Raw genomic sequence first — 24368 nt, 5'->3', positions numbered from 1 at the left:
AAAACGTTTGTCCAGTCCCTGTGGACTAATGGGGAGCTGTTGGAAGGCGGCTGTCCGACTTAATCCATCCAATGTGCTGGCAGGATTGCCCATCCAGCCAAACACCAAGCTGCGGATGAAGTTCGAGCCGCTGAGTTTGCGCTGGCGTTGAATGAAGCCGCTTTTTTTGCTAACGCGTCCGCTTTTTCATACAAGATGGCTTGCAATGCGGTGGCTACTTTTGTCAGTATCAATGCGCGGTCTCCTTGTCGAAGTCGATCTATTCGGTGTGCAAAACTAATAGCCTACCAGAGAGGGAGACCGCTTTCGCGGGTTAAAGTTGATGCGTATAGGGGGTCTTCCCGCTATTCCCTTCTTTTGTGCATTGCCGTACTGTTTTTGTGTGCATAACAAAACATTAACCTATAAAATTGGGCTTGATTTCATTTGTTTCATCACAGTAGCACGAACGAAAGATCCTATGGCAGAAGAACGCATTATTAAGAAATACCCGAATCGCCGCTTGTACGACACTAACCAGAGTTGTTATATCACTTTGAGCGATGTCCGCGATTTGGTCTTGGCAGAAACCCCTTTCAAAGTCATCGACCGTCAGTCCGGCGACGATATTACCCGCAGTATCTTGCTGCAAATCATTATGGAACAGGAATCAGGCGGGCAACCCTTGTTCAGCACCGATATTCTGGCGCAATTTATCCGCAATTACAGTGACGCGACCCGCAAGGGCTTTATGGAGTACATGGAGCAAAGCGTCGGGCTGTTTACCAGTCAGCAAGCCGCCATGCAGGAACAGATGCACAAAGTACTCGCCGGTACGCCGCTGGATGCATGGATGAAAATCAGCGAGCAAAATATGGAAACCTGGAAAAAAATGCAGGAAAGCATTATGGGCAATTTACAGCCGAAAAAATAAAGCACTCCACGTTCCACAAGCTTGTCAACGCTTGCTCAAAACCTTTACGGCGGTAAACTGCACAAACCGTTGTCACCGTGAAGGTTTTCATGCGCCATTTTAGCCTACCGATTGCCCGTTACCGTTTAACATTGCGGGCGCTAACCCCGATTCAATTCCCTGCTTATGCTGGCTCGACTTGGCGTGGCGCGTTTGGTCATGCCTTGCGGCGCACGGTGTGTATTACCCGTGAGCCGGATTGTCGCCAGTGTTTGTTGTGGCGTTCCTGTGTTTACAGTCAGGTATTTGAAACGCCTGCGGGTCAGGGGCCATTGCTGGAAAAGATTAATGCGGCCCCCCACCCTTATATTATGCAGCCGTTGGCAACGTCGGGGCAGCAGTATGCGCCGGGGGAGGTGTTGTCGCTGGAGTTGAGTTTGCTGGGGGCGGCGATTGGGCATTTGCCGTATTTGCTGCACGCGATGCAGCAGGTGGGGGAACGTGGGATCGGTAAGGGCGATGGGCGTTATGCGCTGGTGGCAGTAGCACAGGAAGTGACACCGGGGGCAGGCGAATGGGTGCAGATTCAGGCGGCGGGGGGAGATTTGCAGGCATTAGCGGGGGTTGTGCCGTTGATTCCGCCAATGCCGGAGGGGGTACAGGTGCGTTTGTTGACCCCATTGCGCTTGTTGCAGGAGGGTACACCAATACGCAGCAGCCGGTTTACGTTTCAGTTGTTTATCAATGCTTTGATGCGACGGATCACCTTGTTACACGCTTATCATGCAGGAGTGGAATTGACGGCGGATTTTAAGGCGCTGAGCCAGCAGGCGGCGGCGGTGACATTGGGGGATGCGGATTTGCACTGGCATGAGTGGTCGCGTTATTCCAACCGGCAACAGAACCATGTGCAAATGGGCGGGCTGGTGGGTAGCTTTATGCTGGGGCTGGATGGGCTGGAGGATTTCTGGCCTTGGTTATGGTTGGGGCAGTGGGTACACGCGGGGAAAGGTGCGGTGATGGGCATGGGCGGGTATGCGTTGGACTGCTATACTGGGGAAAAGGCGATGTGAGAGGCAGGCATTATGCAGTTTCAATTTAGTCAGCTTAGCTTCCCAGACAATGCGGAAGTGGTGATCAATGATGTGTCTTGGGCAGATTTCGAGCGCTTCATGGATGAATTGGGTGAGAGGAGCAGTCTGCGCATTTCTTACAATCAACGGAGTATTCATTTGATGGCACCATCGGCAGGGCATGAAGTTCCAAAACTCCATATTGGACGGTTTGTTGAGTATTTGTTGGAACAGCAACAGCTTGATTTTGAGTCACTAGGTTCGTTTACCATGCGTAAGCAGAGTGTGCAAAAAGCGGTTGAACCGGATGAATGCTTTTATATTGAACATGCAGCGGCGATTCGTGGTAAGCGGCAGATTAGTTTGGATAGTGACCCGCCACCGGATTTGGCGGTGGAAATCGACATTTATTCGCCGACAGATCGGGCGTTGTATGCGGCGCTGGGTGTGCCGGAGTTGTGGATATACGATGGCAAAACGTTGGTGATTTGGGTGTTGCAGGCAGGTGAGTATCACGCCGTCGAGTTTAGCCCGCATTTTCCGGGGTTGGCGTTGCGGGAGAAAATCCCGGTATTGCTGAACTTGGCGGAACGTGAGGGGCGCATGGTGGCGATGAAGGCGTTTCGCGCTTGGGTGGATGAAAATCCCCCCTGCCCCCCTTTTGCAAAGGGGGGTTAAGAGGTGTAATATTGAGCTATTCACACAGACAGAGGGCTGTGTTGCTTGTTTAAAAATCTAACTTGATCAGTTTTTTCTCAAGACAACTTTTTATACAGTGCATTTCCTGCTAAGGGTCTCTGTAACCCACTGATTCAAAAGGCTGATTCGACACGAGCCTTCTGAAGACCGCCCTGATTTAAAAGGGATTAAGACGTTAGTATCTCCCTGATGTCAAAACCTCAGGAGATTCTGAAGACCGCCCTGATTTAAAAGGGATTAAGACTTAAACATATGCTGTCCTTTTTAACATTAATTATTCTGAAGACCGCCCTGATTTAAAAGGGATTAAGACGCTGAAAGGTCTGACTGAAGAAGAGTTTACGCCCTTTCTGAAGACCGCCCTGATTTAAAAGGGATTAAGACATGGGCTTAGAACGCAGACGGTTGAACTGCAAAATTCTGAAGACCGCCCTGATTTAAAAGGGATTAAGACTACAGCTTATAAGCCACAATGGGCGTTATAAGAGGTTCTGAAGACCGCCCTGATTTAAAAGGGATTAAGACAAGATCGGCAAGGGGTACTGACGTTTGTCTTTTCTTCTGAAGACCGCCCTGATTTAAAAGGGATTAAGACAGCGGTGTTTTTCAGAAATATGGAAAGCAATTCTTCTGAAGACCGCCCTGATTTAAAAGGGATTAAGACTTGTGGGTGAAAGGAACAACAGGATTGTTCCTTCTTCTGAAGACCGCCCTGATTTAAAAGGGATTAAGACTGCAGTACCGAATGCTTTTTCGTGATCAACTAATTCTGAAGACCGCCCTGATTTAAAAGGGATTAAGACCTCACGTACAGATTGGTCTTCACGGTTAATGATTCTGAAGACCGCCCTGATTTAAAAGGGATTAAGACAAACTTACATTCTTGCTTTTCTACGTCAGGAATTTCTGAAGACCGCCCTGATTTAAAAGGGATTAAGACTCAACCTTAGCGGGATAGGCAAGCGCCCACAAAATTCTGAAGACCGCCCTGATTTAAAAGGGATTAAGACACCACCACCAAGAGGTTCGTTGCGGACAATCACCTTCTGAAGACCGCCCTGATTTAAAAGAGTATCGTCTTGAGGTCAACAAAATTACGTCTATACGTCATACGCTTCTGCTGTTATCATTAGTTTAATTTATCAACAAAAACAATACAGGGCTTTTTATGGGAACGCGCATACACGTTATCGTTGCAGGTTCGATCTTCGCAGGCATCGGCCTATTCTGGGTACTCGGTACAGCGATTGAATCGTTTGGTGTTTACCAAACCCTCGCCAGCATCGTGCTCACCCTCGCACTCGGCATGTTTTACCGTATCGGTTACAGCGACGGCAAGCACGCTTGTTACATGAACGCTAAACCCGATCAAAGCCACGCCCTGCAACGCCACGAACCGCGTATTCAAGATTAACGCCACCCATTTCACGACCAGTACCGGCAAACTTATTTGCTGCAACGCAGCAATTTTGTTAGCCTAGTGTGAACCCTAAGTCCTATAGCAACGTCTAACGTCACACAAGGCCCACTCACTAGGCTAACAAAACAGGTACTTACATGAAAAACCATGTCGTCATTGGCGAAAAATGGAAACGCGCCATCGTTTTCACCAGTGAATATTATGCCGATGTTTACATCACTAAAAACTGCGCGGGCGTGTGTTGCCAGAAATACACCGAAGCCGACTTCAACGCACAATTCGGCAACCATGCCAACAAAGTGCTGGAATACGGTCTGAACGCTTACAACGCGCAAATGCTCATCCTCATCGGCGACTGACAAGCTTGCCAACCTGCCCTTTGCTGCGCGTTGCGCCTATACTCTGACCACCGAGTAACCAAGGGCTAAACCATGCAAGACACCACCATCGAATGCCACCAATGCGGCACCACCATTGCCATTTCCGACGTATTACGCGGGCAAATGCGCCAAGAGCTTGCCGCCGAACAGCAACAAGCGCTGCGTGCCGCGACCGAACGCGCCGAACAGCAGGCGCAACAACGCTTGCAACAAGAGCGTGAACGCATCCAGCAACAGGTCAGCGAACAACAACGCCAAGCCTTGCAAGACATTGCCCTGCTGAAACAACAACTCGACCTGAGCCAACAGCGCATCGCCACCGCCAACCAAGCCGAGTTGCAATTGCGCCAAGAAAAAGCCGAACTCGAAGCCCGCGCCCGCGACATGGAACTCGAAATCCAACGCCGCCTTGACACCGCCCGCCAACAACTCGAACACAGCCTGCGTAATCAAATCGCCGAAGAACAAGACCTCAAACTCAAGCAAAAAGACCAGCAAATCAGTAACCTGCTCAAAGACTTGGAAAACGCCAAACGCCGCAGCGAACTCGGTTCCCAAGAATTACAAGGCGAAGTGCTGGAACAGGACATGCAAACCACCCTGCAACACGCTTTCCCGCACGACAGCATCCAACCCGTGCCCAAAGGAATGCGCGGCGCGGATATTATCCAGACCGTGATCAACGCCCAGTTGCAAGAATGCGGCGCGATTATCTGGGAATCGAAAAACACCAAAGCTTGGCAAGCAAGCTGGATCGACAAACTCAAAGAAGACCAACGCAGCGCCGGAGCCGCGATTGCGGTATTGGTATCGGTAGTTGTGCCGGAAACGATTCGCGGCTTCGGGCGCATTGATGGCGTGTGGGTCAGCGACCTGAAAAACTGGCAGGCACTCGCCAGCGTCTTGCGCGAACAATTGGTACAAGTCAGTTACGCCCGCGCTGCCAGCGAAGGCTTGGATGCGAAAATGGAATTGCTGTGGCGTTACCTTTCCGGCGAAGAATTCCGCCAGCGGGTAGAAGCGATTGTAGAAGCCTTCGACACCATGCAAGCGCAAATTCACAAAGAACGCCGTGCCATGGAAAAACATTGGGCAGAGCGCGAAAAGCAGTTACAGCGCGTCATCGGCAGTACCACCGGTATGTACGGGGCGTTGCAAGGCATTATCGGTCACACCATGCCTGTAGTCGCTGCACTGGAATTTGATGAGGAATAGGCAAAAAATTACCCGCTACAAGAGCGGGCAATGGAGGAGAAGCGGGTCAGGTCGCAAGAGAGAGGAGAGGAGGAGTTACACCCTGACCCACCGTCAAACGCGTTAATTAAGCAGCTTTAGCTTTAGCAGCCGCTTTCTTAGTGGCTTCAACCGCTTTGTCAGCCGCTTCTTTAGTCATTTCAACCACTTCAGCAGAGGCTTTTTCAACCGCTTCAGTAGTCTTTTCAACCGCTTCAGTTGCTGCTTTCTTGCCAGCTTCTACTGCTTGCTCAGCACCTGCTTGGGTGTACTTGGCAGCTTCTTCCATGATGGCAGTCAGTTCGTCACGAACGGAAGTCAGCATTTCAGTCGCTTCACGCATGTTAGCAACCCATTTTTCGCCACAAGTGCGGGTAACGTCTTGTTGCAGTGCGTTCAGTTCGCTCAGGTCTTTCACCTTGGTAGCCGCTTCAGCGTTCTTAGTGCCCATTTCAACACAAGACTTAACCAACTCAGCTTGCTTGGTAGCCAGAGTTTCAAAGGTTTTCATATTCAGTTCGCCGATTTTCTTGGCAGAAGCCAGTGCGCTGTCACTGAATTGTTTTACGATGTTCATCATTTCGTTTTGCATGTCTTATCTCCTAGTGCGGGTTTCGGTTGAATCTCTTAATGCATTTCTGCATTTGATGCAGTGCACAATATCGCTTTCCCAAAAGGCTGTCAACGACTTTTTTGCTGCATCGCAACAAAAAACCGAAACTTCATCATTTCGTTACATTTCTCACGTTTCTTTATGGCTAGTCATACATGAGGCATAATGTCGGCCTCCTTTTTGCATGTATTTGTGCATTAACTATCCGGGGATACCACAGACCATGAATCTCACCACAGACAAGCCTTTCGACGTTGCCAAATTGCAGCACAATATCCGCCAGTTCGGCGAACTGCTCGGCGAAATCATCAAGGAACAGGAAGGCGAAGCCGTGTACACCACGGTTGAAAAATTACGCCGTGGCTATATCCGCTTGCGTAAAAGCAATGACGACGCTGCCCGCACCGAGTTGATGCAACTGATCGACGCACTGGATGTGGATATGCTCGAACAAGTGATTCGGGCGTTTAACACCTTCTATATCCTCACCAATATCGTCGAAGAAGATTTCCAACACCGTGAACGCCGCCGCGAAATCCAAAAAGCCGACAGCCAATTGTGGAAAGGCTCCGTGCGCCGCACCGTGCTGGAACTCCAGCAAGAAGGCATGACCGCCGAGCAAATGCAAAGCCTGTTGGATCAGATGCGCTACATTCCGGTGTTCACCGCGCACCCGACCGAAGCCCGCCGCCGCACCATGATGGAAATCCAGCGCCGCATCTTTTTGGTGATTGACCAACTCAACAATGACCCCGAAGAAAGCGAGCGCGAATCGCTGATGCGCCACCTGAAAGCGCAAATTCAGCTCATGTGGCGCACCAACGAAGTCCGCACCCGCAAGCCCACGGTGGAAGATGAAATCCGTTACGGCCTGTACTACTTCCGCGAATCCTTGTTTGACGCGATTCCCATCGTTTACCGCTATTTTGAACGCGCCACCCGCAAAGCTTACGGTTGGGGTGCTGTCAGCGTGCCAAGCTTTTTGCGCTTTGGCTCGTGGATCGGCGGCGACCGTGACGGCAACCCTTTCGTCACGCCTGCTTTGACCCGCAAAGCGATTCGGATGCAAATGCAACTTGCCCTGCAAGCTTACATTCACCGCGTCAAAGAATTGCGCTCGGTACTCTCGCACTCGCTGGAATTCATTACCCCAACACCAGAATTCACTGCGTATTTGCAGCAAGAAGACCAGCGCGTTGGCATTGGCGAGGTTATCTTCCACTACGCCCACGAAAGTTTCCAGCAAGAACCCTACCGGCGCTTGCTCAGTATTATGCACCACAAGTTGCACCAAACCCTCAATACTGTGAATGCCCGCCTGCAAAGTGAACACGCCACGCTGTCAATAGACGCTTACACCGATGTCAGCGAATTCATCCACGAGCTGTACCTGATTCGTGACTCGTTGCGCAGCCACGGTGACTGGGTAATTGCGGGGCGCGAACTCAAAGACTTGATTCGCCTAGCCGAAACCTGCGGCTTTGGCTTGTACAAACTCGACATTCGCCAAGAATCCACCATCCACAGCGAAACCGTCGCCGAAGTGCTGAAACTCTCCGGCTTGTGCCACAGCTACTTGGAATTGCCAGAAGCCGAGCGCATGGAATTGCTGGCAGAACTGATCTTACGCCCACGTTTACCCATGCCACACCGCCCCAAACTCAGCGAACGCACCGCTGAAACCTTGGAAATTTTCGACAGCATCTTAGAAATGCGCAACGAAGCAGGCGCAGGCATTTTCGGCACTTATGTGATTTCGATGACGCATCACGCCAGCCACATTATGGAAGTCATGTTGCTGGCACACATGGCGGGCTTGGTCGGCTATGACGAACACCGTCAATTGTTCTGCCACATCCAGATTTCGCCCTTGTTTGAAACCATCGACGACCTCAAACGCATTAGCAGCGTATTAAGCCATTTGCTGGAAAATGATGCTTATCGTGCCTGCTTAACCGCGTCGGGCAATCTGCAAGAGGTGATGCTGGGCTATTCCGACTCGTGCAAAGACGGCGGCATCCTCGCTTCCAACTGGAACTTGTACAACGCACAACAGGAAGTCATTGCCCTGACCGACCGTTATGGCGTGAAATGCCGCTTGTTCCACGGGCGCGGCGGCACGGTCGGGCGCGGCGGCGGCCCCACGCACGAAGCGATTATTGCGCAACCACCCGACACCGTGCACGGGCAAATCAAATTCACCGAGCAAGGCGAAGTGTTGGCGGCGAAATACAGCAACGTGGAAACGGCAGTGTATGAATTGGGCGTGGGTTGCACCGGGTTGCTCAAAGCCAGCGTGGGTTTGCTGAAAAAACGCGGCGCATACCCCGACGAATTCCACCAAGCCATGACCACGATCGCAGCGACTGGCGAACAACGTTACCGCCAATTGACCGACTGGACACCGGGGCTGATGGATTATTTTTACGAAGCCACCCCGGTGCAGGAAATTGCCTTGCTGAACATTGGCTCACGCCCGTCACACCGCAAGAAAACCGTGCGTGACAAAGGCTCGATTCGCGCGATTCCGTGGGTATTCGGCTGGGCACAATCGCGGCATACCCTGCCCGCTTGGTACGGCATCGGCACGGCGTTAAGCACCTTCCGCGCCGCGCACCCTGACAACGGCAAATTGCTGGAACGCATGTATACGCAATGGCCTGCCTTCCGTTCTTTGCTCAGCAATACGCAAATGGCGTTGTACAAAGGCGAAATGGATACCGCCAAGGAATACGCCGCCCTCGCCAGCGATCAGGAGAATGCACAACAGATTTTTGCCGACATTCGCACCGAATACGAAAAAACCGTTGCAGAAGTGCTGGCGGTAGCGCACCTCACCGGGCTGATGGAAGAAACGCCCTTGCTGCAATATTCACTGCAACGCCGCGACCCTTACCTTGACCCGTTGAACCACATCCAGATCACGCTGATCCGGCGGCATCGGCAGTATGTGGCGGAAACCGGGAATACCGATTCGCCTTGGTTGCCGACCTTGTTGCGGACGATTAATGCGATTGCGGCGGGGATGCGGAATACGGGGTAAGCCTCGAACATAAAAAAAGCCGCTTTCGCGGCTTTTTTTATCAATGCAAATACAGGTTACGGGCTGAAAGACGACCCACAACCACAAGTCGTGGTCGCATTCGGGTTACGAATCACAAACTGCGCCCCTTCCAGACCTTCGGTGTAGTCGATTTCGGCACCGACCATGTACTGGAAGCTCATCGGGTCAATCAACAACGTTACGCCAGCGTTTTCCACAGCGGTGTCATCTTCGTTCATGTTTTCGTCAAAAGTGAAGCCGTACTGGAAGCCGGAACAACCGCCGCCTTGCACAAATACGCGCAGTTTCAACGCAGCATTGCCCTCATCTTCAATCAGGGCTTTGACTTTAACAGCAGCAGCGTCGGTAAAGACCAACGGTGCAGGGATAGCGGTTTCAACGCTCATGGATGATCTCCTTAAAATAAATATATTCAGTCACGTTATCATTGCAGGGGTAACAAGGTAAAAAAGCCTTATTCGCTGTCGGATGCTGGTACAGGTGGTGGTGCAAATTTGCCGGACTCTGGCTTCTGGCGCACTAACTTGCCGTTGACTTCCGCACCCACCGCCATTTCCAGCAGGTTGTAGTACACATCACCACAGATACGCGCTTTTTCAAACAGCTCAACTTTGCCACCGGCAAACACGTCACCGTCGATTGCGCCGTTTAACACCATGCTGGGAACGCGTACTTCACCCTGAATATGCCCATGCTCACTTAAAATCAGCGTGGCATTATCGCCATCGGCTGCCAAGTTACCTTTGATGACGCCCTCGACATGCAAACCACCGGAGAAACGTAAATCGCCGTCAATGGTGGTGCCTTTGCCAATAATCGTGTCAATCTGGGCGCTACGAATTTTCTGGTCGCCATGGTGACTGGGGGCAGGACTACTGGTGCTACCGCTGCTAGACTTGGCGGATTTTCCGAACATGTTCATTTACTCCTTGGTGATGGATGCAGTTGAGTCAGTCACCACAGCACTGACTTTATTACTAAAAGAAGACCAATCATAACTTTTCGCCAAGCGCTCCGGGGTTTCACCCGATGCCAGCGTCACTTTGACTTTAACCGATTCTGGCACAAAATCTTTGGGAAAAACTAAATTGCCTTCCAGACTTTGATAATGTTTTACTTCAAATACCGTATTAGCTTGTTCGCCTGCCGGGGTAACGTCCTTGTGTAGGACACTGGCGGATTTGCCATCTTGCTTACCGCTAATTGCGATGCTGTAGCTACCTTTGATGACTTCCTCACCACTGCGAATGTGTGCCAACACGAGGTGGTATTGGTAAAGACGCATTCCGTTGATTTTTTTGCCATCGTTATCGACTAAACGTTCTTTGACAGCAAAATGCTGGAGGTGCAAGCCTTGCTCCAAACCCGCTGGCGAGAGAATTTCTTCATACAAGGCTAGTTTGTCGCGCTGCACCGTCAGATCCGCTTCGGCTGCCGCAAACTTGCGCTTAAGCTCTTCATTAGCAACCACCTGAACGTCTTCGCCGCGTTTAGCTGAGGCTAATTTATCTTCTAATTCACGGATAGCCGTGGTTTGCTGAGCAATCAGGCGCTCTTGCTCGTCCATTTTACCGCGCAAGGTCATGGCATGAATGCCACCCGACGCATTCGCAGGAGTCATGTAGCCACTAAAAAACAACCAACCCGCCAAGGCAGTCAGCAACAGCAGTACGCCTAATAGCATGTACCAACAAGGGCTGCGCTTATCGCTGCCTGTCGGGCGCACTTGTACGGTGCCACGATTTTCAAACTTATACTCCAGACTCATGGGTGCTTACTATCTCTTCAGTATATTTATCAGGGCAATAAACCTGGCTGCTTCAACGCGGTATCTTCTGCCAAACCCAGCATCAAATTCATGTTTTGCACTGCCTGACCCGCCGCACCTTTGACCAGATTATCAATCACTGAGAGTACCACAACGCGCTCAGTATTACCGGGGCGATGAATCGCCATGCGGCATACATTTGCACCACGCACGGAGCGGGTTTCAGGGTGCGAATCGGCAGGCATTACATCCACAAACGGTTCATGCGCATAGCGGGCGGTATAAAGTTGATGTAAATCAGCTTCACTGGTCAACATAGCATACAGTGTAGCGTGAATCCCGCGAATCATAGGCAATAAATGGGGTACAAAAACCAGGCTAATAGATGTACCGGCAATGCTGGAAAGCGTTTGTGCGATTTCTGGTTGATGGCGATGCCCTGCTACCGCATACGCTTTGAAATTATCCCCTGCTTCTGCCAGCAAGGTATGCACTTCAGCCTTACGCCCCGCGCCACTGACACCGGATTTAGTGTCGGCGATAATCCCCACCACATCAATCAAACCGTTTTCCACCAAGGGTAATAAACCCAAGGTAACAGCCGTGGGGTAACAACCGGGATTAGCGACAAGACGTGCATCGCGGATTTGCGCCCGGTTTAATTCGGGCAAACCGTACACCGCTTCTTCCACCAATTGCGGGCTGGCGTGTTGCATTCCGTACCATTTTTCCCACACCGCAATGTCTTTAATGCGAAAATCGGCGGCAAGATCAATCACTTTCGTGCCAGCATCCAACAAGGTTTGCGCACTTTTCATCGCAATGCCGTTAGGTGTCGCAAAAAATACCAGATCGCACGCGCTCAAAGCGTCATCAGACGGTGCGCTGAAGGCTAAATCGACATAACCCCGCAAGTTGGGGAACATCGCATCCACCCGGCTTCCCGCGTGTTCACGTGAGGTTACGCAAGTGATGTCAACATGAGGGTGATTCACCAGTAACCGTAATAACTCAACGCCGGTATAACCTGTCGCGCCAACAATACCAATCTTCCTTTTCACACTACCTCTTTTTATGTCGGCTTGAAAAATCCCTGTATAATACGCCTTCCTTAACGATTAACAAACACCAAGCCTATGAAACTGGATCTCAAAGGAATCGCCATTTTGGCATTCATCGCGGGCATTGTAGCCTTTTTCTTACTCGCCCCGGCGGGTGGTATCAAAGCCGCGCCCGCTATCACACTGCAAACCATTGATGGGCAAGCGATTGAGTTGGAAAAGCTCAAAGGCAAGCCCTACTTAATGGTGTTTTGGGCCACTGACTGCCCTGGTTGCGTCGGCGAAATTCCGCATTTAGTGGAACTCAACCAAAAGCTGCAAGGCACGGGATTCCGTACCATCGCCGTTGCCCTGCCGCATGATGAAGAGTCGGCAATCAAAGCCATGCGTCAGCAAAAAGGGATGCAATACGATTTGGTGTACGACAAAACCGGCGAATGGGGGCAAGCGTTTGGCGGCATCAAAGTCACACCCACCTCTTTCTTGGTTAACCCAGAGGGCAAAATCACCCGGATGCAACTTGGCAGTTTCGACTTCGACCAATTGGAACAACAAATCCGTTCCATGTTGAAAGGATAACTCATGTACGAATGGATCAAAGCTATCCACGTTATCTTCATGGTGACTTGGTTCGCGGGGCTGTTTTACCTGCCACGCTTGTATGTTTACCACGCTATGCCGGAAAACAGTGGCAGTTTCGCGCTGTTTAAAATCATGGAACGGCGCTTGTTTGCGATTATGACCATTGGGGCGGGAATCACACTGGGATTTGGTTTGATTATGCTGGCGCTTAATTGGCAATATTTGATGGTGGCAACCCATTGGTTTCACGCTAAATTGCTGCTGATTGTGTTGCTACTGGGTTATCACCACGCTTGCTACAAGCTGATGATTAAGTTTCGGAATGATGCGAATACCCACGATCACAAGTGGTACCGCTGGTTCAATGAAGCCCCTAGCGTATTGCTGATCGTGATTGTCATTTTAGCGATTGTGAAACCGTTTTAAGCACAATAGTGGGGTGTGGAGGTAGAGACGCAAAATCTTGCATCTCTACGTGCGGGGGTAGTGTTTAGCGATTACTGGGCGAAGGCGATGAAACTTTGTTGTTCGGCGGAAACGTCTTTCATGACTTCTGCCACTTTGCCACCAAACATCGCCCCCAATAATCCGGCATTCATGCTGCCAATATAGGCTTTGCCATCCGATTTTTCATAGACCGAAATGGTGCATGGCATAAACACGGATATTTTCTTATTCTGATCTTGCTCCAGAATATTGGAAGCATGGGTAGCTTGGCACAAATTCACCAGCATTACTGGCTTCAAATCCTTACCACCGTGCTTTTTGATGGACTCATGCAAGGGCTTAACGTCGGATACCACCCACCCTTTGCTCAACGCATTTGCTTTAATTTTATCAACCGTTTCAGCAGTACTTAGCGGGCTAACCGCTTCATGCAACATCATCCCCGGCATCACATTCCAACCAACCGCAGCCGTTACCACGACGCCCACTACCGCGCCTACCATCATGGCCATTACCGTTTTCATCAATATTTCCTCTTAGCGAAAAACAATTTGTAATCAAAAATGGGCAGTATTGTTGTGTTTCTGCCTCACTTTTAGTTATAGCTACAAAACGCTTAAGTCGCGTCGGGCAGAACGCCCAAGAGTATGAGAAAAATCATGATAATGGCAGATAATCAGCATTGCGGCTGGTGCGGGTAGAGACGCAAGATGTTGCGTCTCTACAGAGGTGAGCCTTATCCTAACAACGGCGCTAATTCGTTCAGTGCCCGATGGTAGACTCGACGTTTAAAAAACACCACTTGGTGGGCAGGATGCCAATAATCCACCCATTCCCAGTGATCAAATTCCGGTTTCCCGGTGGCCTGCAAATTGACATCATAGTCATTGCACCTCAAGCGCAGCAAAAACCAGCGCTGCTTTTGCCCGATGCACAATGGCCTCGCCCGACGGCGAATCATGTAATGGGGGATGCGATACCGCAACCATCCACGAGTTTGCCCAACAACTTCCACCTGATCGTGCCGTAAACCCACTTCCTCGTACAGCTCACGAAACATGGCGTCAATCGGTGATTCTCCTTGATCAATTCCTCCCTGTGGAAACTGCCAGGAATCCTGCCCTAACCGTTTCCCCCAAAACACTTTCCCGTCGCAATTGCAGAGGATAATGCCAACATTGGCTCTGAATCCTTCCTCATCAATCACGATTCACTCTCCAAAGCTGAACTTACCTTGATTTTTCCACAACTGTCATGATTCGGCAATTTCACGTGAGGAAAAAGCAGGTACAATCGTCGGTTTTCCGCAGCAAGAGTTAAAAAAGCATGACTTTGGCACTTTTTGATCTGGACAACACCCTGCTCAGCGGCGATAGCGACTACGAATGGGGGCAATACTTAGTCAGCAAGGGGTTGGTCGAACGTGATCATTACGAAACCGCCAACCAGTACTTTTACGAGCAATACAAACAAGGCGTGCTCGATATCCACGAATTTTCGGCGTTTTCCTTCAAGCCCCTGAGTGAACGCAGCATGGCGGAATTAGCCGCCTTACACCAAGAATTCATGGCGAGTGTGATTAACCCATTGATCACCGAAACGGCCAAACAATTGGTGGAACAACACCGCCGCCAAGGGCATACGCTGATGGTCATTACCGCCACCAATAGCTTTATCACCCGCCCGATTGTCGAAGCGTTTGGCATTCCACACTTGCTGGCAACCGAACCCAAAGTGGTAAATGGGCGCTATACCCGTGAAATTGACGGCGTTCCCTGTTTTCAAGCAGGCAAAGTCACGCGCCTGCAACACTGGCTTGCCAACCGTGCAGAAACCTTAAGGGGCAGCTATTTCTACAGCGATTCACGCAATGACTTGCCCTTGCTGGAAATGGTGGATAACCCCGTCGCCGTTGACCCCGATGACACCTTGCATCAGATTGCCATCGACAAGGGCTGGCCGGTCATTTCCTTGCGCTAAACAGCCGCCCGAAAACACCGCCCGCTATTTCCATAAATGCCTGTTGGTGGGTTTCTAGCGGGTTGCTGCCACGATACAGCAAACGGTATTCGGGCTTTTCACATTCTCCGCTATAACGCCCGCTGCTATGCCATTTGCCTAATGCTGTCTCTAACTTAGGCGCTTCCGCCTCCATCATGCCAAACCCGGATTTAGGGAAGAACGGCAGCGGCTCCTGCAAACCCTGCCAATACCATGCCAACAGTTGTTGCAGTTGGGCGCGTGCATCCGTGACCGGCTCAAGCTGGTAATGCTCATCCGGTGTATCAATGCGGGTAACGGGTGGGCAACCACTTTCCGGTACAGCATTCAACACCAGATGATGCAACCAAATATCCAGCCACTGCCAATAACTCAGTTTGCCCAGTTCGTAGAGCTGTCGCCCTGCCTGCGTATCCAAATGATTCAACGTACCGCTCAGGTAGAAATCGCCCAAGGTTAAGCTAAATGTTTCACGCTGTAACGCGGGTAAGGGCTGAATGCGGTTGAAAAATACTTCCACCACCTCCGCTTCTTTCCTGAACACCAACTCACCGGGTTTACCGTGTGGCAGCAAACCCTGCGCTCGTAGCAAAGGTTCCGCCGTACTCACCGGCAGTGCTTGCTGCAATTGCCGGAAAATGCACTCACGTACCTCACGATCACGGTACTGCTCCAAACCGAACGGCTCACGAATGGGCAGCTCTTCGGTATATTCGCTCAAACGCAGGCCAAAACGCTCTTTCAAAAAGGCTCTGGCGGGGTTTTGGTAAAAACGAATCAAATCAGCAAGATTGAGGTAACGGTAACTGGCATCAGGCTCAGGCAGCACGTTATCCTGCCAAAAAGGCGGGAAAAGACTCGCGGCATTCTCCGCTCTCCCCTCCACATAAGGGTTATACGTGAACAAACCATTACCACCACGCAGGTATTTCTGGCTAAAGGCTTGTAAGGGGTGTTTGGTGAGCAAAGCGCTGCGACAACCCGGCACACAGCGCTCCAAATAATCCATCAGTTCGCTCACTAACACCGAGGGCGGCAATTCGCTATTATCGTGCGGGCTTTGCCCAAGGTAACTGATATACAAGCCATCACGCGCCGAGAGAATACTTTCTAAAAACAAATAACGGTCTTCATCACGTTTAAGACGGTCGCCACGCTTGATCCCCTGCCCCATGCGGTCAAAACTGGCACGTGCATCCCGCCGTGGATAAATCCCATCATTCATCCCGATCAGGGCAACAAACCGGAAAGGCACAGTCCGCATCGGCATTAAGGCGCAACATGTGATGCCACGCCCCAAAAAGCCATCGGCCTCACTGCGTTTATCGAGCTGTTCCGCCAATGCACTTTGGAATACCGCCCACTCCAACGGCTGCTCAAAACCCACTTGCGTCACGGTTTTTTCTAAATTCTCCAGCGCTTGCCATACTGATTGCAGCGGCGCATCTTCGCCCACGACGCTATCCAACACCTGACGAAAACGCCGATTCCATTCCGGTAGCGGATGCTGTTGCCGCCCCCACGTTGCCAGCTCAAACACCGCATCCAACACCTGCTGTAAGCGCCCCAGCATTTCTGCTTGACTACCTTCGATTTCATTCCAGGGCAGAATACCGTTGAATAAGGCATCACCGGGCATCACGTAACCCAACAGCAAACGATCCAGCCCGTAACGCCAGGTATGCTCAGGGGTATGCGCCCCACCGAGTTCCGGGCGCATCCCAGCATCAGTACCCCAGCGAATATTGACGGCACGAATCCAGGCACGGCATTGCTGCACTTGCGCTTCATCCACGCCAATACGCGCACGCACCTCCTCGAATTCTAACAAGGTCAGCACGCTTTCCACGTCACAACGCCCTTGCGGAATGCTCAGCAAATGTTCGCAGAGATGGGTGATGCTTTGCGCATAGGCCGGGTTGCTATCGGCAATACTGAACGGTAGCGGGTAAATCGCACTGGAAAAGACCGCATCCAAATACGGTGCATACGTGTCGATGTCAGGGGTCATCACCACCACATCCGCCGGCGTAATCTCAGGGTGTGCCTCGAATAAAGCAAGAAGCTGATCGTACAACACTTCAACTTCACGCATCGGCGAATGGCAGGCGTGGAAAGTAATCGACGCATCGACACCCCCACCCTCCTCAGGCATCCGCAAGTACAACATATCCGCTTGCACCCGCCCTAGCAGCGTGGTTTCATCCGGCTCGCCAAACAATTCCAGATCATCAATATCGGCATTGGCTTCAATCAGCAAATCGAGAAAATCACGCCCCTGCCGCCCCCACGAAGCCAACAGCGGGTTGCCAACACTGAAATAATCCTGCACAGCGGCTTGTTGTTTGTGCTTGCGTTTTTCGGATTCAATATCACCCCAATAGTCTGCACAAGGGTTCATCAAATAAATGTGGATGTCGGTGTATTCCGCCACTTTCCCCAGCAACTGCACATAACCTGGCGACAACACTGGCACAGAAAAAAAACAGATGCGTTTCGGCAAAACCGTCGGTTCAAGCGTTGCCAACGCATGGGCAAAACGTTCTTGCAAACGCACCCAATGCGGCAAGTGCTGTTCGCCTGCCACCCGCCACCACAACCGCGCTTGCCAGTCATCCGCAGCGCCTTTACCGCTTTCCCATTCCCGAATCCAGTCCGGGCGGAAAAACAGGTATTGGTCAAACACTTTGGCAAGCTGAGCCGCGAGTTGCCAAGCCGCCATTGCCCCGCCATCGAGGTAACGCGCCAGTTCCGGCCATTCTTCAGGTTCACTCAGAAAAATAGCCAACAAGCGCCAACGCATTAATGCCGGAGTGCAAGGGTCTTTCTCAGGAACCTCGGCTAACACCATGCGTAACAATTCCCACGTCATTTCTGCCGGGAATAAGTAGCGAATATTCGCAGTAATGCCATTAAAACCCGCCGTTTGCAACGAGAGCCAGCGCCCCATCCCGCTGTTTTGCACCACCACCTGTTCTTTTGCCAACGGCGCTAACGGGTCATCACGCTGCAAACGGGCGAACTCGCTGGCAAGTTGTTCGAGTTGGTTGGAATGGTGGAGGTAGAGCATGGTGAGTTTCCCAGATTAACCATCAACGGCAAGGTATTGGCTCAACCCCAGCTCAGCCCGTGTCTGCGAACTCACCAACGACGCCTGTAAAAGTGCATGGTTAGTACGCTCCCGCGAACGGTCATTCTCACGATGCCATAAATGGAATACCCCAGTCGCAAAACGCCCACTCTTACAATGCACACCGCAACGAATCAGGCGAATCGCAAAATCACTGTCTTCGTAGCCCCACCCGTTAAAACGCTCCTCAAAACCGTTGACCGCAATAAAATCCTCGCGCCACACACCAAGATTGCAACCACGTGCTAGTCGCCAATCCGTCGGCTTACGTCGCCGCCAGTGACCATCCGGTAAACTGAGTAACGGTAACAAGCGATTTAACCCGCCGCTCAACCTTGCTTGCAGTAAACGGGGAAACGTCAACAGCGATGCTTCCGCCTGTAACACCTGTTGTGTAAACGGTTCTGATAACAATAAGCGATGCCCCGCCACAAACCACCTTGCCTCTGCCAGCCTCAGATGGTTAGCGATAAAATCGGGACGCATCACGCAATCACCATCAATAAAAATCAAATAATCACCCTGCGCCTGTACTGCCGCCCGGTTGCGTATCGTTGCCAAACGATAGCCATCATCGACTTGCCAAATATGCAGGAGAGCGCAAGGTAACGTGACCGACTTGAGGTATTCCGCCGTCTCCTGCGTCGACCCATCATCTGCCACCAGTACCTCTAAAGGGTACACCTGTTGCCGCGTAACCGAATCCAACACGGCTTTAAGCGCATCCAGACGGTTATAGGTAGAAATAATCAGGGAAACCGCAACAGTCACACGAATACTCCAGTAACAAATCAACGAATCAGTCGGTAATGTTTTTTACTCAACTCCAGACCAAACCAACGCTCCACCTTCAACATCCACCAATGGCGTTGCTGCTTTTTACTGGGTCGGTAATCCGGGTTGGTAGGAAAAATCCCGGTTGCCGTCGGTAACCAGTCTTGCACAATCGCAGGGTGTGAGCCGGTAAATTCGCGCAAGATACGTGCGTCCATCTCCGCATAATCCACCGTATCATTGCGTTTGTTCCAGTATTTTTCCACCTTACTGGCCTTGAGGTTCATCTGTGCTTCACTTCTGACCCAACCGTAATGGTACATCGTTGCCCCCGTGTGCGCGGCTCTGGGGTAACGCCCGTGCTTGTTCGAGTCCAGTACCAACCAAAATAAACCATCCGGGGCATAACTGCGGACTGAAGCTTTGATAATGCGTGGGGCACGCCGATACCACCCCGGCGACCACAAGTAAGTGTTCGCATTGCCATAAAAATGCAGGTAATCAAAGATGAGCGCCTCTACCGCTTCATCCTGCCAATGCTGTTGCATACTCGCTTTAATGGCAGGCAAGTCGTTTTCATGCACTACCTCATCGGCTTCCAGATAAAAAATCCAATCCCCGGTACACGCAAATTGCGCAATCATTTTCTGCTGACCGTAGACATAACCCTTGGCTCGCATGGTTTCGTTCCACGTCGTTTCGATCAAGCGCAGCTTGGGTTCATTAAGGCTTTGCAAAATAGTGAGGGTATCATCATCGCCCTGCCCCACTGCAATCACAAACTCATCCACAATCGGCAAAATCGACTGAATGGATTGAATAAAGGGGTAGCCAAGAATTTGCCCATTACGAATAAACGTGCAAGCACTCACCTTCACGATAACGCCCCTGAGCCATAGCGCTGCTTTTCTAACAACTTGGCATATTTGAAATAGGAACCTAGCGCATTCAATAACGCAATCGTAAAACCGTCAAACCCACATAAAAACCCGCGTCGAAACAAATAGTGTTTAAAAAACGCAAATAACCCATGCAAAGGCGGTGCAAAAGCACTCACGCGTTTACGGTGCATGTTTGCGGCGGCATACTGATTGGTGTACTCATCGAGTTTTTGCAGCATCTGACTGTAATCCACAAACGAGGTATGTACGATGTGTGAATGAAGCTGCTGATACTGCTGACTTTGAATGGCTTCATGACAAGCTGCATCCGAAAAACGGGTTTTCTCACGGTTGAATAAACGCCTGACATGATCGGGATACCAAGAAACACACCGAATCCACTTACCATGAAACAGGTTTTTGCGCCGAAATTCATAAGCATCATAGGGGCTGTCCGCCAAATTCAAACCTTGAATCTCAGCAATAGCATCTGCCTCTAAACGCTCATCCGCGTCTAAACTCAACACCCACGCATGTTGGCAGAACTGCAAGCCGTAATTTTTCTGCGGGCCATACCCCAAAAACACCTGCGAATACACTTTAGCACCGGCTGCCTTAGCAATAGTGACGGTATCATCACTACTGAGCGAATCCACCACCACAACGTCATCACACACTTTGAATAACGATTCAAGACACGCCTGAATATTGCCTGCCTCGTTATAGGTAATAACCAGCCCACTCATTTTTATCATCTAAGTATTCCTGTACTCGTGCAGCCAAATGCCGACAGCGTTAGCAATACTAGCAGGCTCAATCCGGTAAAGGCATTCACTTTTTCCATGCCGATTATCACACCCTGCCTGCCCACACGGCACGCACGACATAGCCGCTTGAAACACAGTAATGTTGTCGTAGGTCTGCTCTGGCTGACTAAGTGTTGCCGCACTTTGCAAGGTATTGCTCCAAGGCGACCACACCGGTAATAAGGTAGGACCAAAAATGGCAAACACCCGTTTATTTTGCGCCGCTGCAATGTGCATGTTCAGCGTATCACCACCGATATAAGCCATCGACAAGTCGCTGAGTGCAATGTATTCATCCAAACTGGTTTCCCCAATCCAATCGTATACATTCGCCGACTTAAGCAACGCCGCTTTGATTTGCAAATCCAAGGGCGTTTTTGCCCCCGTCACCACAATCGCCACCCCCGTTTGCATTCCCAAACGGCTCAGTTGTTGTAACAACGCCTGACGCAATGCTTCCGGGTAAACCTTGTAAGCATATTGTGCTGAAGGGTGAAAAATCATAAAGGATGCAATACCCGCTGCCATTAGCCTTTCTCGAATCATCCGTTCAGATTGTGGCGAGTATTGCACCGCGCATTCAATCGTTTGGGTGGAAATGCCCAATAACGGCAACACTTGCAAATTATTCGCAATCACGTGACGTTGGTTATTCACTTGGTAATAACCGGTGAGCACACGTTTCTTCCACCAGTTTTTACGCCTATCGGTATCAATGACACTGATTGAGTGCCGTCCAAACAACAGCGCATACAGCACACTGCTATCAGTGGCGGTCAACGAAATGGCAAGATCGTATTGCCGGAATAAGCGGCGGATAAACGTCATTTCGGTACGCAAACGTTGCCACAGCGGTAGCTTTTTCCAGCCATAGGAATAGGTGTGAATCTGCCGCACGTGCGGCAACGCTTGGGCAATTCCCAGCGTATCGTCATTAATCAGCAAATCAATAGCAGCCCCCGGATAATGCGCCTGTAAATGCTGGATCAGCGGGGAAGCCAATAACACATCGCCGTTAGAACGGCGGATAATGATCAGAATGCGCTTAGCCACGCAGACGCTCATGATTCACGTACAACATAGCCCCAAATAACAGAAATAAGAGCGTCAAATAATGATCCATAATATAACCGTCAGAACAGAAGATCACCGCATAAAACAGTGGAAATGCCAGCATCACCGGCTTCAAGGGGCTGGATGACTGCCGGTACAGCAAGAGCATGGTATAAAACCAGTAAAGCAACACCGCCAGCCCCAACACTCCAAATTGCACCATTTCTTGCACATAGACATTATGCGGGTGCGCAAGGTTTTCACCACGAACGGCTTCAGGGGAGTTTTGTCGGCTCACACGGGTATATTCCTGCTGATAATCCCCCGTGCCCACCCCAAACACGGGATTTTCGCGAATCAGCTCAAACGAATTCAGCAGCATAATCACCCGCGCCCCAACACTGGAATTTGGCAATTCCTCATAATGTTGGATTTCATGGATAGCCAAATCCACCCGTTGCTGCACCACTGGGCTAAGCAGATACGCAGTCGGGGCAAGTGTCACCAGCAACAACAACGCCATTAACGCTGGCTTTAACACTTTGCCTTGGTAATACTGGAACACAAACAAGGTCAGTAAGGCCAGAAACACCAGTTGCCCCATACGCCCGTGGGTCAGAAACATATTGGCACTCATGATGACAAATACCACAAACCCGCCCCACTTCAGCAAAGGTGGTAGCGTTTTTTGTAAAAAAATCGCATACAGCAACAGGTACAACGCAAAAGCCAGTGCCGGGTTATACACAATATGACTCACGAAAGGGGTGGTATCAGCAGTGCCATCCACGGCTGCTTCCAAACGTAACCAAGCATAATGTGGAATCAGATCCCAATGCAGCCCATACGACATCAGCACCATCAGCAAGACCGACAATACAAACGCCACCATGTAATGCGTGAGGTGTTCACGCCGTAGCACCGTCATCAGCACTGGAATCATCAGGTATTTGAATTCTTTTTTCAGTACAAAACCGGCAAATGCCCAATCGCTCGTCCATAACAGTCCAATCAAGTGCAGCGCGACAAAGGCCACCGCTGCCCAAGCAAACGGGTTGTGCTTAACCCGTTGAAATTTCTCAGCAAAGTTTCCTTCGATCAGCCACAGCAACAAAATAAAAAACAGCAGGATATTGCCCAGTGCGACACTGAACAGGAAGGTGAAGGCGAACAGAATCAGCAGCCATGAATTTACCATAGCAATAGACACGCTTCCCTCCCTTTGTATCGGGGTCATGCTTTTCATCGTTATATCCTATCCCTCTAGCGCTTGAGTGTTCTCTGCTCATGCATTAACCTGCTTATTGTTACAGACACCTTTGGGTTACGCCAAGGTTTTTACCTGCACAAACATGGGGAATAAATGAAGGTTATTCATGTGGTCGAGTCGTTTGCGGCTGGCGTCTTGCACTTTGTGGTGCAACTCACCCACGCGCTACCGGAATACGAGCATGTGGTCATTCACGGTGAACGCCCCGATACGCCGTCTCATTACGTTGAACTGTTTCCGCTTGGGGTAACACTCCTTCCATGGAAACGTGTCACGCGGGATATTTCCCCTATAAGCGATATTCTAGCACTCTATCACCTGATGCGTTTGCTGAAACAACACAAGGGTGATGTGATTCATCTGCACTCCTCCAAAGCAGGGTTTTTAGGGCGTGTGGCTGCCAAATTGCTGGGACTGCCTACACGGGTGCTGTATACCCCCCATGGAGCCGCTTTTCTGCGCCAAGACGTATCACCCACGAAACTATCGCTGTTTATTTGGCTGGAAAAGTTAGGCAATTGGTGTGCTGGTCAGGTCATCGCGTGTTCTGCATCGGAAGCAGCGGCTTTCCAGCGTTACGGTATTCCCGCTGATTACATTAACAATGGGGTTGAATGCGCAAAGCGGCCTGCAACACCACCAACGCAGACCGATACGTATTGTACGATAGTCGTTGCAGGGCGAATTTCTCAACAGAAAAATCCGGCGTTATTTAATGAGATTGCGCTGGCTTTTCTCGATCAACCCCACGTCCGCTTTGTGTGGATTGGGGATGGCGAGCTGCGCCATTTACTGACTGCACCGAATATTCATTGCACCGGCTGGGTTGAACCGCCTGAAGTAACCGCACACTTGCAACAGGCGACTATCTATTTGTCTACGTCATTGTGGGAAGGATTACCGCTATCGGCGTTGCAAGCCATGTGTCAGGGGTTGCCATTGGTGTTGAGTGAATGCACGGGGCATGTGGATATTGTGCAGGTTGGGCGTAATGGCTATTTGTTCAAACACACTAACGAAGCTATCGAAATACTAAGTGAATTATCGAAAAATAATGCTTTTTGCTTTTCACTTGGCACTATAAGTCAAACATTACAGAAAAAGAATTTTAACATTCAAAGAATGGTGGAAAGTTACAAAATGCTGTATATATAAGTACTTAGGCATAAGTTACTCGGAACTTTGCAATCGTAACCGATTGATTTGTAATGGGTGGTTTTT

At 50.5% G+C, this 24368-nt stretch carries 25 protein-coding genes and 1 CRISPR repeat array; of the genes, 11 read left to right on the top strand and 14 right to left on the bottom strand.

Going from position 1 to position 24368, the window contains the following annotated elements:
- Nucleotides 1-59: 59 nt before the first annotated feature.
- Nucleotides 60-233 carry a hypothetical protein gene (locus BLV87_RS19170; RefSeq protein ID WP_175517799.1) on the bottom strand — a complete coding sequence of 58 codons (174 nt, stop codon included), beginning with the start codon at nucleotides 231-233 and terminating at the stop codon, nucleotides 60-62.
- A gap of 227 nt (nucleotides 234-460) precedes the next feature.
- On the opposite strand from BLV87_RS19170, the gene phaR reads away from it, so the two are divergent.
- The 6 genes from phaR to BLV87_RS01410 all read left to right on the top strand — a co-directional run bounded on the left by phaR (nucleotide 461) and on the right by BLV87_RS01410 (nucleotide 5679).
- The gene (gene phaR / locus BLV87_RS01435; RefSeq protein WP_093064636.1) at nucleotides 461-913 is read left to right on the top strand and encodes a polyhydroxyalkanoate synthesis repressor PhaR; all 453 of its coding nucleotides are present in this window, start codon (nucleotides 461-463) and stop codon (nucleotides 911-913) included.
- An 89-nt stretch (nucleotides 914-1002) separates the two neighbouring features.
- Nucleotides 1003-1965, top strand: a complete 963-nt coding sequence (gene cas6, locus BLV87_RS01430; RefSeq protein ID WP_093064634.1) for a CRISPR system precrRNA processing endoribonuclease RAMP protein Cas6 — start codon at nucleotides 1003-1005, stop codon at nucleotides 1963-1965.
- A 12-nt stretch (nucleotides 1966-1977) separates the two neighbouring features.
- Nucleotides 1978-2643, top strand: a complete 666-nt coding sequence (locus BLV87_RS01425; protein ID WP_093064632.1) for a Uma2 family endonuclease — start codon at nucleotides 1978-1980, stop codon at nucleotides 2641-2643.
- Between the two features lie 159 nt (nucleotides 2644-2802).
- Nucleotides 2803-3674: a CRISPR direct-repeat array (repeat unit 36 nt; unit sequence TTCTGAAGACCGCCCTGATTTAAAAGGGATTAAGAC).
- A gap of 158 nt (nucleotides 3675-3832) precedes the next feature.
- Nucleotides 3833-4078 carry a hypothetical protein gene (locus tag BLV87_RS01420; RefSeq protein WP_093064630.1) on the top strand — a complete coding sequence of 82 codons (246 nt, stop codon included), beginning with the start codon at nucleotides 3833-3835 and terminating at the stop codon, nucleotides 4076-4078.
- A gap of 143 nt (nucleotides 4079-4221) precedes the next feature.
- On the top strand, nucleotides 4222-4443 hold the full coding sequence (locus tag BLV87_RS01415; protein ID WP_093064628.1) for a hypothetical protein: 222 nt from the start codon (nucleotides 4222-4224) through the stop codon (nucleotides 4441-4443).
- Between the two features lie 72 nt (nucleotides 4444-4515).
- Nucleotides 4516-5679, top strand: coding sequence for a DUF2130 domain-containing protein (locus BLV87_RS01410; protein ID WP_093064626.1), 1164 nt, complete (start codon nucleotides 4516-4518; stop codon nucleotides 5677-5679).
- A gap of 106 nt (nucleotides 5680-5785) precedes the next feature.
- Here the strand turns inward: BLV87_RS01410 and BLV87_RS01405 are convergent, their stop codons facing one another.
- Nucleotides 5786-6289 (bottom strand): phasin family protein, encoded by a 504-nt coding sequence (locus BLV87_RS01405; RefSeq protein ID WP_093064624.1) that lies wholly within the window; start codon nucleotides 6287-6289, stop codon nucleotides 5786-5788.
- 244 nt (nucleotides 6290-6533) lie between these two features.
- Here BLV87_RS01405 and ppc point away from each other — a divergent pair, with 244 nt between their 5' ends.
- Nucleotides 6534-9353: a phosphoenolpyruvate carboxylase gene (ppc, locus tag BLV87_RS01400; RefSeq protein WP_093064622.1), complete on the top strand. Its 2820-nt coding sequence runs from the start codon at nucleotides 6534-6536 to the stop codon at nucleotides 9351-9353.
- A gap of 56 nt (nucleotides 9354-9409) precedes the next feature.
- Here ppc and erpA read toward each other — a convergent pair whose 3' ends face one another.
- From erpA to argC, 4 genes are all read right to left on the bottom strand, one after another.
- A complete protein-coding gene (erpA, locus tag BLV87_RS01395) occupies nucleotides 9410-9760 on the bottom strand; it encodes an iron-sulfur cluster insertion protein ErpA (protein WP_093064620.1) in 351 nt (116 codons plus the stop codon).
- Nucleotides 9761-9828: 68 nt separating this feature from the next.
- On the bottom strand, nucleotides 9829-10290 hold the full coding sequence (locus BLV87_RS01390; protein WP_093064662.1) for a bactofilin family protein: 462 nt from the start codon (nucleotides 10288-10290) through the stop codon (nucleotides 9829-9831).
- Between the two features lie 6 nt (nucleotides 10291-10296).
- Nucleotides 10297-11142 (bottom strand): DUF6776 family protein, encoded by an 846-nt coding sequence (locus BLV87_RS01385; RefSeq protein WP_093064618.1) that lies wholly within the window; start codon nucleotides 11140-11142, stop codon nucleotides 10297-10299.
- 29 nt (nucleotides 11143-11171) lie between these two features.
- Nucleotides 11172-12203, bottom strand: coding sequence for an N-acetyl-gamma-glutamyl-phosphate reductase (argC, locus tag BLV87_RS01380; RefSeq protein ID WP_093064616.1), 1032 nt, complete (start codon nucleotides 12201-12203; stop codon nucleotides 11172-11174).
- Between the two features lie 75 nt (nucleotides 12204-12278).
- On the opposite strand from argC, the gene BLV87_RS01375 reads away from it, so the two are divergent.
- Both BLV87_RS01375 and BLV87_RS01370 read left to right on the top strand, forming a co-directional pair.
- Nucleotides 12279-12782, top strand: coding sequence for a peroxiredoxin family protein (locus tag BLV87_RS01375; protein ID WP_093064614.1), 504 nt, complete (start codon nucleotides 12279-12281; stop codon nucleotides 12780-12782).
- A gap of 3 nt (nucleotides 12783-12785) precedes the next feature.
- A complete protein-coding gene (locus BLV87_RS01370) occupies nucleotides 12786-13211 on the top strand; it encodes a CopD family protein (RefSeq protein ID WP_093064612.1) in 426 nt (141 codons plus the stop codon).
- 71 nt (nucleotides 13212-13282) lie between these two features.
- On the opposite strand, the gene BLV87_RS01365 is transcribed toward BLV87_RS01370, so the two are convergent.
- Together BLV87_RS01365 and BLV87_RS01360 are read right to left on the bottom strand one after the other, a co-directional pair.
- On the bottom strand, nucleotides 13283-13756 hold the full coding sequence (locus tag BLV87_RS01365; protein WP_093064610.1) for a DUF302 domain-containing protein: 474 nt from the start codon (nucleotides 13754-13756) through the stop codon (nucleotides 13283-13285).
- Between the two features lie 212 nt (nucleotides 13757-13968).
- Nucleotides 13969-14439 (bottom strand): RNA pyrophosphohydrolase, encoded by a 471-nt coding sequence (locus BLV87_RS01360; RefSeq protein ID WP_093064607.1) that lies wholly within the window; start codon nucleotides 14437-14439, stop codon nucleotides 13969-13971.
- A 119-nt stretch (nucleotides 14440-14558) separates the two neighbouring features.
- Here BLV87_RS01360 and BLV87_RS01355 point away from each other — a divergent pair, with 119 nt between their 5' ends.
- Nucleotides 14559-15212: a histidinol-phosphatase gene (locus BLV87_RS01355; protein ID WP_093064605.1), complete on the top strand. Its 654-nt coding sequence runs from the start codon at nucleotides 14559-14561 to the stop codon at nucleotides 15210-15212.
- Here the strand turns inward: BLV87_RS01355 and recC are convergent.
- From recC to BLV87_RS01325, 6 genes are read right to left on the bottom strand one after another with little or no spacing between them, the layout of a single operon-like run.
- Nucleotides 15196-18303 carry an exodeoxyribonuclease V subunit gamma gene (gene recC, locus BLV87_RS01350; protein WP_093064603.1) on the bottom strand — a complete coding sequence of 1036 codons (3108 nt, stop codon included), beginning with the start codon at nucleotides 18301-18303 and terminating at the stop codon, nucleotides 15196-15198. The two genes, BLV87_RS01355 and recC, sit on opposite strands and share 17 nt — an antisense overlap.
- A 15-nt stretch (nucleotides 18304-18318) precedes the next feature.
- On the bottom strand, nucleotides 18319-19134 hold the full coding sequence (locus BLV87_RS01345; protein WP_093064601.1) for a glycosyltransferase family 2 protein: 816 nt from the start codon (nucleotides 19132-19134) through the stop codon (nucleotides 18319-18321).
- Between the two features lie 20 nt (nucleotides 19135-19154).
- Nucleotides 19155-20015 carry a glycosyltransferase gene (locus BLV87_RS01340; protein WP_093064599.1) on the bottom strand — a complete coding sequence of 287 codons (861 nt, stop codon included), beginning with the start codon at nucleotides 20013-20015 and terminating at the stop codon, nucleotides 19155-19157.
- Entirely contained in the window at nucleotides 20012-20773 is a 762-nt protein-coding gene (locus tag BLV87_RS01335) for a glycosyltransferase family 2 protein (protein WP_093064597.1), read from the bottom strand. The genes BLV87_RS01340 and BLV87_RS01335 overlap by 4 nt, the downstream gene beginning before the upstream one ends.
- Complete coding sequence (locus tag BLV87_RS01330) at nucleotides 20774-21877, bottom strand: glycosyltransferase family 9 protein (protein WP_093064595.1); 1104 nt, start codon at nucleotides 21875-21877, stop codon at nucleotides 20774-20776.
- Nucleotides 21870-23087: an O-antigen ligase family protein gene (locus tag BLV87_RS01325; protein WP_175517797.1), complete on the bottom strand. Its 1218-nt coding sequence runs from the start codon at nucleotides 23085-23087 to the stop codon at nucleotides 21870-21872. Before BLV87_RS01325 ends, BLV87_RS01330 begins: the two co-directional genes overlap by 8 nt.
- Nucleotides 23088-23240: 153 nt before the next feature.
- Here BLV87_RS01325 and BLV87_RS01320 point away from each other — a divergent pair, with 153 nt between their 5' ends.
- A complete protein-coding gene (locus BLV87_RS01320) occupies nucleotides 23241-24302 on the top strand; it encodes a glycosyltransferase (protein WP_093064591.1) in 1062 nt (353 codons plus the stop codon).
- Nucleotides 24303-24368 lie beyond the last annotated feature (66 nt).

This window comes from Thiothrix caldifontis (assembly GCF_900107695.1).
Lineage (GTDB): Bacteria > Pseudomonadota > Gammaproteobacteria > Thiotrichales > Thiotrichaceae > Thiothrix > Thiothrix caldifontis.
This window is presented reverse-complemented; position numbering and strand designations above follow the sequence as displayed.